At 68.0% G+C, this 10,348-nt stretch carries 10 protein-coding genes; all 10 read left to right on the forward strand.

Annotation, left to right across the window (positions count from 1 at the left end):
• Window positions 1-208: 208 nt before the first annotated feature.
• The gene (locus tag ACWGIU_RS17890) at window positions 209-1,075 is read left to right on the forward strand and encodes an ABC transporter permease (RefSeq protein WP_453706882.1); all 867 of its coding nucleotides are present in this window, start codon (window positions 209-211) and stop codon (window positions 1,073-1,075) included.
• Window positions 1,076-1,098: 23 nt separating this feature from the next.
• Entirely contained in the window at window positions 1,099-2,022 is a 924-nt protein-coding gene (locus ACWGIU_RS17895) for an ABC transporter permease (protein ID WP_453706864.1), read from the forward strand.
• Between the two features lie 51 nt (window positions 2,023-2,073).
• The gene (locus ACWGIU_RS17900) at window positions 2,074-3,123 is read left to right on the forward strand and encodes an ABC transporter ATP-binding protein (RefSeq protein ID WP_453706866.1); all 1,050 of its coding nucleotides are present in this window, start codon (window positions 2,074-2,076) and stop codon (window positions 3,121-3,123) included.
• Window positions 3,116-4,168: an ABC transporter ATP-binding protein gene (locus ACWGIU_RS17905; protein WP_453706868.1), complete on the forward strand. Its 1,053-nt coding sequence runs from the start codon at window positions 3,116-3,118 to the stop codon at window positions 4,166-4,168. Before ACWGIU_RS17900 ends, ACWGIU_RS17905 begins: the two co-directional genes overlap by 8 nt.
• Before the next feature lie 132 nt (window positions 4,169-4,300).
• Entirely contained in the window at window positions 4,301-5,227 is a 927-nt protein-coding gene (locus ACWGIU_RS17910) for a GNAT family N-acetyltransferase (RefSeq protein ID WP_453706870.1), read from the forward strand.
• 107 nt (window positions 5,228-5,334) lie between these two features.
• Window positions 5,335-6,963, forward strand: coding sequence for a peptide ABC transporter substrate-binding protein (locus ACWGIU_RS17915; protein WP_453706872.1), 1,629 nt, complete (start codon window positions 5,335-5,337; stop codon window positions 6,961-6,963).
• A gap of 30 nt (window positions 6,964-6,993) precedes the next feature.
• A complete protein-coding gene (locus ACWGIU_RS17920) occupies window positions 6,994-7,917 on the forward strand; it encodes an ABC transporter permease (protein WP_453706874.1) in 924 nt (307 codons plus the stop codon).
• Window positions 7,910-8,932, forward strand: a complete 1,023-nt coding sequence (locus ACWGIU_RS17925; protein ID WP_453706876.1) for an ABC transporter permease — start codon at window positions 7,910-7,912, stop codon at window positions 8,930-8,932. Before ACWGIU_RS17920 ends, ACWGIU_RS17925 begins: the two co-directional genes overlap by 8 nt.
• A gap of 12 nt (window positions 8,933-8,944) precedes the next feature.
• Window positions 8,945-9,928, forward strand: a complete 984-nt coding sequence (locus tag ACWGIU_RS17930) for an ABC transporter ATP-binding protein (RefSeq protein WP_453706878.1) — start codon at window positions 8,945-8,947, stop codon at window positions 9,926-9,928.
• Window positions 9,921-10,348: ATP-binding cassette domain-containing protein (locus ACWGIU_RS17935; RefSeq protein WP_453706880.1), on the forward strand; the 428-nt coding region annotated here is incomplete at its 3' end. The genes ACWGIU_RS17930 and ACWGIU_RS17935, both read left to right, overlap by 8 nt.

Here is a 10,348-nt window from a genome sequence, read left to right on the forward strand (position 1 = left end):
GTGACCGGTGGGCCGCGGCCCCGCTCGGCAGGCCGTTTTTACTTCGGCACCCCTCACATCCGCGGGCAATCCCCGCAGGCCGAGAGCCGGCCCGTTCCTTGGGCCGGAGGCCGCTGCTCCCAGAAGCGGCCAGGTAGAGAGGCAAAACATGGGAAGGTACGTCGCCCGTCGCCTCGGGCAGATGGTCATAGTCCTCATCGGCGCGACCATGGTTCTGTTCGCGTGTCTGTTCGTCCTCCCCGGTGATCCCGTGGGTTCGATCGCGGGCAGCGACAAGGCACGTGACCCCGCAGTGGTCGCGGAACTGAAGGCGCGTTACGGGCTCGACAAGTCGCTGCCCGAGCAGTATGTGAACTACGTGGCCAAGGTCGCGACCGGAGACCTCGGCGAGGACTTCGTCCAGCGCCGCGAGGTGTCCGAAATCCTCGGTCCCAAGCTGCAGAACACCGCGAAGCTGGCCCTGCTGGCCATCGTTCTCGTCACGGTGTTCGGTATGGGCGTCGGCATCATCGCCGCCCTGTACAGATACAGCATCTTGGACATGGCCACGACATTCTTTACGACCATGGCTGTCGGGTTCCCGACGTTCGTGATCGGCATGCTGCTCATGAAGTACTTCGCCGTGGAACTCCAGTGGTTCCCACAGCTCGGCGGCGACAAGCTCGAAGGCATGGTCCTTCCCGCGATCACCCTCGCGGTCACCGACGTCGCGTTCGTCGCCCGCCTCACCCGCGGCACGATGCTCGAGGTGCTGCGCGCGGACTACGTGAAGACGGCCGTGGCCAAGGGACTTCCGCGCCGGCGCGTGCTCTTCAAGCACGTGCTGCGCAACTCGTCCATCCCCGTGGTCACCTACCTGGGTATCTCGTTCGGCGGACTCCTCGGTGGTGCGCTCATCACTGAGGCGATCTTCAACTGGGACGGTGTCGGTCTGGCACTGGTTCAGGCGATTCAGCAGCAGAACAACCCGATCGTGATCGGCGTCGTGACCTACAGCGTCGCCATCTTCGTCGTCCTCAGCCTCATCGTGGACCTGCTGTACGCGGCCCTCGACCCGCGTATCCGCCTCAGCTGACCGCCCCCAAGGAGGATTTCCTCATGTCTGAGCTCGCAACGAGCCCGGCGATCGGGGACGAGAACCCCGTGTCGTCCGCTTCGGCCCCGGCCGAACCCCGACCCAAGCAACTGAGCCAGTGGGGCGAGATCCGTCACCGCTACGTCCAGAACAAGCTGGCCGTCGTCGGCCTCGTGATCATCACGCTGCTGTTCCTGACGGCGGCGTTCGGCGAGATGCTCGCGCCGTTCGACCCCGGTGCGCAGGACCTCGAGAACACCCTCGCGTCGCCCAACGGCACCCACTGGATGGGTACCGACGCCCTGGGCCGCGACATGTTCTCGCGCCTCATAGCCGGTACCCGCGTGGCCATGTTCGTCGGCCTCGCCTCGATCTTCTTCGCGGTGCTGATCGGTGTCGCCCTCGGTGCCATCGCCGGTTACTTCTCCGGCTTCGCCGACACGCTGGTCATGCGCGTCGCGGACGTGTTCCTCGCGTTCCCGCTGATGATCGGTGCCGTCGTCATCATCCTGGTCACCGGCCGTGGCATCACCCCCGTGGTCATCTCGCTCGCGATCTTCTCGTGGGCCACCGTGTCCAGACTTCTGCGCAGCTCGATCCTGTCGGTGCGCGAGATGGACTACGTCCACGCGGCCAAGGCACTCGGCGCGAGCGGGTGGCGCATCGTGCGCACGCACATCCTGCCCAACTCGCTGACCGCCGTGCTGGTCTACGCGACGTTCAACGTCGGCACCACCATCGTCGGCGTGGCGGCGCTGTCCTTCCTCGGCGCCGGCGTTCCCGTCGACGTCCCCGAGTGGGGCAACATGCTGGCGGCCGGTCAGGGCTTCATCGGCGTCAACGACTACCTGTGGTACTTCCCCAGCCTGTTCGTCGTCATCACCGTGCTCGGCTTCGCCTTCGTGGGCGACGGCCTGCGTGACGCGCTCGACCCGAAGCTCCGGTAGGGCCGCCCGATGCTCCGAGACAACATCAGCAAGCAGGACGAAGGTGGCGGCGTGACCACGTCGGAGATTCTCAGCGTTGCGGAGACGGGCGGCGGGTCCGCCGTGCCGCTGCTGGAGGTCGACAACCTCCAGGTCGAGTTCAAGACCCGTGACGGGGTCGCCAAGGCCGTCAACGGCGTGAGCTACAGCGTCAGCGCCGGCGAGACCCTCGCCGTGCTCGGCGAGTCCGGCTCCGGCAAGTCCGTCACCGCTCAGGCGATCATGGGCATCCTCGACAGCCCGCCCGGACGGGTGTCCGGCGGCGAGGTGCGCTTCCACGGCAAGGACATCCTCAAGATGTCCGACGAGGAGCGCCGCAAGCTCCGTGGCAACAAGATGGCGATGATCTTCCAGGACGCGCTGTCCTCCCTGAACCCGGTCTACTCGGTGGGCGACCAGCTCGGCGAGATGTTCCGGGTCCACCGGGGCGCGTCCAAGAAGGACGCGAAGCTCAAGGCCATCGAGCTCATGGACCGCGTGAAGATCCCCGCCGCCAAGGCGCGCGTGGGTGACTACCCGCACCAGTTCTCCGGCGGTATGCGCCAGCGCATCATGATCGCCATGGCGCTGGCCCTGGAGCCGGAGCTGATCATCGCCGACGAGCCGACCACGGCCCTCGACGTGACCGTCCAGGCCCAGGTCATGGACCTGCTCGCGGAGCTCCAGCGCGAGATGAACATGGGCCTGATCCTGATCACCCACGATCTCGGCGTCGTCGCCGACGTCGCGGACAAGATCGCGGTCATGTACGCCGGCCGGATCGTCGAGACCGCTCCGGTCCACGAGATCTACAAGCGCCCGTCCCACCCGTACACCCGTGGCCTGCTCGACTCGATCCCGCGCCTGGACCAGAAGGGCCAGGAGCTCTACGCGATCAAGGGCCTGCCGCCCAACCTGCTCCGCATTCCCACGGGATGCGCCTTCAGCCCCCGTTGCCCGAAGGTGCAGGACATCTGCCGCACCGAGATCCCGGTGCTGCACCCGGTCACCGAGCAGGATGGCACCGAACTGCCCGGCCGCGGCAGCGCGTGCCACTTCTGGAAGGAGCAGATCCATGGCTGAGCTCACCAAGAACGCCACCGAGCGCGAGCCGATCCTCCAGGTCCGTAACCTGGTCAAGCACTTCCCGCTGACCCAGGGAATCCTGTTCAAGAAGCAGGTCGGCGCGGTCAAGGCGGTCGACGGGATCTCCTTCGACCTCTACCGGGGCGAGACCCTCGGCATCGTCGGCGAGTCCGGCTGTGGCAAGTCCACGGTCGCCAAGCTCCTGATGAACCTGGAGCGGGCGACCGCCGGCGAGGTCTTCTACAAGGGCCAGGACATCAGCAAGCTGTCCGGCCGCGCCCTGAAGACCGTGCGCCGCAACATCCAGATGGTTTTCCAGGACCCGTACACCTCGCTGAACCCGCGCATGACGGTCGGCGACATCATCGGGGAGCCGTTCGAGATCCACCCCGAGGTGGCTCCCAAGGGCTCGCGCCGGCAGAAGGTCCAGGAGCTCCTGGACGTCGTCGGTCTGAACCCGGAGTACATCAACCGGTACCCGCACCAGTTCTCCGGCGGCCAGCGCCAGCGCATCGGCATCGCCCGCGGCCTCGCCCTGCAGCCGGAGATCATCATCTGCGACGAGCCGGTCTCCGCGCTCGACGTGTCGGTGCAGGCCCAGGTCATCAACCTGATGGAGAAGCTGCAGGACGAGTTCAACCTCTCCTACCTCTTCATCGCGCACGACCTCTCGATCGTCCGGCACATCTCGGACCGCGTGGGCGTCATGTACCTGGGGAAGATGGCCGAGATCGGCTCCGACGCCGAGATCTACGAGCACCCGACCCACCCGTACACCCAGGCGCTGCTGTCCGCCGTCCCGGTCCCGGACCCGGACGCGCGCGAGGGCCGCGAGCGGATCATCCTCACCGGTGACGTCCCGTCCCCGGCCAACCCGCCGTCGGGCTGCCGCTTCCGCACCCGCTGCTGGAAGGCCCAGGACAAGTGCTCCACCGAGGAGCCGCTGCTGGCGATCCCGGAGCGCTTCAAGGGCGTGAACACCCTGGCCGCGCACGAGTCCGCGTGCCACTTCGCCGAGGAGAAGGCCATCCTGGCCGTCTGACCGACGCGTTCCTTCACGACGGCTGGTCCCCGGTGCCTCACGGCGCCGGGGACCAGCCGTTCGCGTATCCGTGGACGGGAGCCCCGGTGAAACCGGTTGCGCCCCCGGGAGCCCGGGCCGGACAGTGGCGGCATGACCCTCACCGTTCGGCCCGCCGGGCCCGGGGACGCGTCCGACATCTGCGCCCTGCTCAATGCCGTCGACGTGATCGAGATCGGCCGCCCGGAGACCGATCTGGGCACCGTCGAGTCCGACCTCAACGCCCCCGACGTGGACCTGGCCACCGATTCCTGGCTCGCCTTCCAGGACGGAGGACTCGTCGCCTACGCCCTCGTCTGGGCGGACTCCGGGCCGGGCCGCGTCGACGGGGACCACTACGTGCTGCCCGGCCATCACGAGGCCGCCCGCGTGCTGCTGGAGCGCATGGAGGCCCGGGCCCGGGAGCTGTCCGCCGGGCCCGGCGTACTGAGACTCCAGCTCAACGTGAAGCCCACCCTCGACCTCTCCCTCCTCACCGGGCGCGGCTACCGCACCATCCGCCGCTACCAGGTGATGACCCGCTCCCTGTCTCCGGCCGCCGACCCGGCGCCGGCCCCGCCGGCCGGCCTCACCCTGCGGCACTGCGCCGACGACGAGGCCGACCGCCACCGGGCCCACGCGCTGATCGAGCGCACGTTCGCCGCGCACTTCGGCCATGTGGAGCGCCCGTACGAGACCTGGCTGGACCACATGGACGGCCGCAAGCTGGACTGGTCACTGGTGTGGATCGCGAGCCTGCCCGGCCACGGTGACGCGGCCGTGCTGCTCACCCGGGACGACCGTACGAGCATGGCCTGGGTCAGCCACATCGGCGTGGCCGAGGAGGCACGCGGCCGGGGCATCGGCGGTTTCCTGCTCCGCCATTGCTTCGCCGTCCACGCGGAGCGCGGCCGGGACTCCGTGGGCCTCGGCGTGGACACCCACAACGAGACCGGCGCGCTCGCGCTGTACGAGGCGCACGGCATGGGCCTGCACTACGCGGTCGACTCATGGGAGCTTTCATTGCACCCCCAGGGGTGACAGGGGCGTGACGCGCGGGTGCAATCGGTCCAACCACGAGTGTGCAGGAACCCACATAGGGTGACATTGGCCCCTAAGCGAGTCTTGGGATCCCTAGGAGGCACTCCATGCGCGGAGCCACCCACGCCCAGTGGGCCGCATGTGCGGTGGCCGTCGCCCTCGCGGCGACGGCCTGCGGCGGCGGTAGCGACAGCGGCGGAGGCGGCGAGGCGGGAATCGTCAGCTCCTCGTGGGGTGACCCGCAGAACCCGCTGGAGCCCGCCAACACCAACGAGGTGCAGGGCGGCAAGGTTCTCGACATGCTCTTCCGGGGCCTCAAGCGCTACGACCCGAAGACGGGCGAGGCCCTCGACATGGTCGCCGAGAAGATCGAGACGACGGACAGTCAGAACTTCACCATCACGCTGAAGGACGGCTGGAAGTTCAGCAACGACGAGCCGGTCACCGCGCAGTCCTTCGTCGACGCCTGGAACTACGGCGCGGACGTGCGCAACAAGCAGAACAACTCGACGTTCTTCTCCGACATCGTCGGCTACGCGGACGTCCACCCCGCCTCCGGCGAGCCCAAGGCCAAGACGATGTCCGGACTGGTCGTCAAGGACGACAAGACCTTCACGGTCGCCCTGAAGAACAAGTTCTCCACCTGGCCCGAGACCCTCGGCTACCAGGCCTTCTCCCCCCTGCCCAAGGCCTTCTTCACCGACCACGCCGGCTGGCTGAACAAGCCGATCGGCAACGGCCCGTACACGGTGGACTCGTACACCAAGGGCACCGGTATGAAGCTGCGCAAGTGGGACACCTACCCCGGCCCGGACAAGGCGCAGAACGGCGGCGTGGACCTGAAGGTCTACACCGACAACAACACCGCCTACACCGACCTGATCTCCGGCAACCTCGACCTCGTCGACGACATCCCGGCGCAGCAGCTGAAGAACGTCAAGAACGACCTCGGCGACCGGTACATCAACCAGCCGGCCCTGATCATCCAGACCCTCACCTTCCCGCTGTACGACCCGCAGTGGAGCAAGGAAGGGATGGAGAACGTCCGGATCGGCATCTCCCGGGCCATCAACCGGGACGAGATCACCAAGCAGATCTTCCGTGAGACCCGCACCCCGGCCAAGGACTGGACCTCCCCGGCCCTCGGCGAGAAGGGCGGCTTCTCCTCCACGGTCTGCGGCGACGCCTGCGTCTACGACCCGGCCGCGGCCAAGAAGCTCATCACGGACGCCGGCGGGCTCCCCGGCGGCAAGGTCACGCTGACCTCCAACGTGGACACCGGCTCACACCGCGACTGGATGGACGCCGTCTGCAACAGCATCAACAACGCGCTGGGCGAGGGCCCGGTCTGCACGGTCAACCCCATCGGCACCTTCGCGGACTTCCGCAACCAGCAGAGCGGCTTCAAGCTGACCGGCCCCTTCCGCTCCGGCTGGCAGGCCGACTACCCCCTGATCCAGAACTTCCTCCAGCCCCTCTACTACACCGGGGCCTCCTCCAACTACGGGAAGTTCAGCAACGCGGACTTCGACAAGCTCGTCGACGAGGCCAACCAGGAGAGCGACCCCGCCAAGGCCATCGCGAAGTTCCAGGACTCCGAGAAGATCCTCGCCGCGCAGATGCCGGCCATCCCGCTCTGGTACCAGAACGGCAGCGCGGGCTACGCCGAGCGGCTCTCCGACGTGGCGCTCAACCAGTTCAGCGTCCCCGTGTACGACCAGATCAAGGTCAGCTGACCCGCGTTTCGGATCGATCCTGGAGCAGTCATGGGACGTTATGTGATCCGGCGGCTGCTCCAGATGATCCCGGTGTTCATCGGCAGCACGTTCCTGATCTTCTTCATGGTGTACGCGCTCGGCGACCCGGTCGCGGCCCTCTTCGGCGACAAGGCGCCCGACCCCGCCACCGCCGCGCGCATCCGCAAGGACCTCTACCTCGACCAGCCCCTGTGGAAGCAGTACGTCCACTACATGGACCAGATCTTCCAGGGCGACTTCGGTACGGCCTTCAACGGCCAGCCGGTCACCGAGCTGATGGCGAGCGCCTTCCCCGTCACCCTGCGCCTGACCGTCGTCGCGATCTTCTTCGAGATCATCATCGGCATCACCCTCGGTGTGGTCAGCGGCCTGCGCCGCGGCAAGTCCGTCGACACGAGCGTGCTCGTGCTCACCCTCGTCGTCATCTCCGTACCGACGTTCGTGACGGGCTATCTGCTCCAGTACCTCTTCGGCGTCAAATGGGGCTGGGTGCGGCCCACCGTCTCCCCGGACGCCCCCTTCGGCGAGCTGATCCTCCCCGGCATGGTGCTCGCGCTGGTCTCCCTCGCCTACGTCACCCGGCTCTCGCGCACCTCCATCGCCGAGAACGTCAAGGCCGACTACGTGCGCACCGCCGTCGCCAAAGGCCTCCCGCGCCGCCGGGTCGTCACCCGCCACCTGCTGCGCAACTCCCTCATCCCCGTCGTCACCTTCATCGGCACCGACATCGGCGCCCTGATGGGCGGCGCCATCGTCACCGAGCGGATCTTCAACATCCACGGCGTCGGCTACCAGCTCTACCAGGGCATCCTGCGCAACAACTCGCCCACGGTCGTCGGCTTCGTGACCATCCTCGTCATCGTCTTCCTGCTGGCGAACCTGCTCGTCGACCTGCTCTACGCGGTCCTGGACCCGAGGATCCGTTATGCCTGACCCCGAGCGTCCCGAAGGGCCCGGCGGCTACGATCCCGTCGGTCCACGTCCGCACGAGGCGGTCTCCCCGACCGGCCAGGGGGGACCCATGGATCTGGCCCTGGAGGAGGCCGAGAGCGTCGAGGGCCTCGAGAAGGACGGCCCGCGGGGCGGGACCGGACCCGGCGCGAAGCCCCGCTCCCTGTGGTCCGACGCCTGGCACCAGCTGCGCCGCAACCCCGTCTTCGTCATCTCCTCGCTGATGATCCTCTTCCTCGTCGTCATCTCGATCTGGCCGCAGCTCATCGCGAGCGGCGACCCGCTGCAGTGCGATCTGTCCAAGTCGCAGCAGGGCTCCGCCCCGGGCCACCCCTTCGGATACGACACCCAGGGCTGCGACGTGTACACCCGTACCGTCTACGGGGCCCGCGCCTCCATCACCGTAGGCGTGTGCGCCACCCTCGGCGCCGCCCTGCTCGGCTCGGTGCTCGGCGGGCTCGCCGGATTCTTCGGCGGCTGGGGCGACGCGCTGCTCTCCCGGGTCGCCGACATCTTCTTCGGCATCCCCGTCGTCCTCGGCGGCCTGGTCTTCCTGTCCGTGGTCACCAGCACCACCGTCTGGCCGGTCGTCGGCTTCATCGTGCTCCTCGGCTGGCCGCAGATCGCCCGCATCGGCCGCGGCTCCGTCATCACCGCCAAACACAACGACTACGTCCAGGCCGCCCGGGCCCTCGGCGCCGGCAGCGGCCGCATGATGCTCCGGCACGTGGCGCCCAACGCCATCGCCCCCGTCATCGTCGTCGCCACCATCGCGCTGGGCACGTACATCGCCCTGGAGGCCACCCTGTCCTTCCTCGGCGTCGGCCTGCGCCCGCCCACCGTCTCCTGGGGCATCGACATCTCCAACGCGGCCCCGCAGATCCGCAACGCTCCGCACATGCTGCTCTGGCCGGCCGGCGCGCTGAGCCTGACCGTGCTCGCCTTCATCATGCTCGGCGACGCGGTGCGCGACGCCCTCGACCCCAAGCTGCGCTGAGGAGCCCCGCACATGCTGCTCGAAGTCCGCGACCTGCACGTGGAATTCAAGACGCGCGACGGAGTCGCCAAGGCCGTCAACGGCGTCAACTACTCGGTGGCCGAGGGGGAGACGCTGGCCGTGCTCGGCGAGTCGGGCTCCGGCAAGTCGGTCACCGCCCAGGCCGTGATGGGCATCCTCGACGTGCCGCCGGGCCGGATCGCGGGCGGCGAGATCCTCTTCAAGGGCAAGGACCTCCTCACGATGAAGGAGGAGGAGCGCCGGAAGATCCGCGGCGCCGAGATGGCGATGATCTTCCAGGACGCGCTCTCCTCCCTGAACCCGGTCCTCAGCGTGGGCGCACAGCTCGGCGAGATGTACGAGGTGCACCGCGGGATGTCCCGCAAGGACGCCAAGGGCAAGGCCGTCGAGCTGATGGACCGGGTGAAAATTCCGGCGGCGAAGGAGCGCGTGGGGGACTACCCGCACCAGTTCTCGGGCGGCATGCGCCAGCGCATCATGATCGCGATGGCGCTGGCCCTGGAGCCCTCGCTGATCATCGCGGACGAGCCGACGACGGCCCTCGACGTCACCGTCCAGGCCCAGGTGATGGACCTGCTGGCCGAGCTCCGGCGCGAGCTGAACATGGGCCTCATCCTGATCACCCATGACCTCGGTGTGGTCGCCGACGTCGCCGACAAGATCGCGGTCATGTACGCGGGCCGGATCGTCGAGGCTGCCCCGGTCCACGAGATCTACAAGGCGCCCGCCCACCCGTACACGCGTGGCCTGCTGGACTCGATCCCGCGCCTGGACCAGAAGGGCCAGGAGCTGTACGCCATCAAGGGCCTGCCGCCGAACCTGGTGGCCATCCCGCCCGGCTGCGCCTTCAACCCGCGCTGCCCGATGGCGCAGGCGGTGTGCCGCACCGACGTCCCGCCGCTGTACCGGGTGACCGAGTCCCCGGTGGAGCGGACCAGCGCCTGCCACTTCTGGAAGGAGTGCCTTCATGGCTGAGTCCCTGCTGGAAGTGAAGGACCTGGTCAAGCACTACCCGCTGACCCGGGGCATCGTCTTCCGCAAGCAGGTCGGCGCAGTCAAGGCCGTCGACGGGGTCTCCTTCGACCTGCGCGCCGGTGAGACGCTCGGCATCGTCGGCGAGTCCGGCTGCGGGAAGTCCACCGTGGCCAAGATGCTCGTCAATCTGGAGCGGCCGACGGCGGGCGCGATCTCGTACAAGGGCGAGGACATCACCAAGCTGTCGGGCCGCGCCCTGAAGGCCGTGCGCCGCAACATCCAGATGGTTTTCCAGGACCCGTACACGTCGCTGAACCCGCGCATGACGGTCGGTGACATCATCGGGGAGCCGTTCGAGATCCACCCCGAGGTGGCTCCCAAGGGCTCGCGCCGGCGACGTGTCCAGGAGCTCCTGGACGT

It is taken from the genome of Streptomyces sp. NPDC054840 (assembly GCF_053611065.1).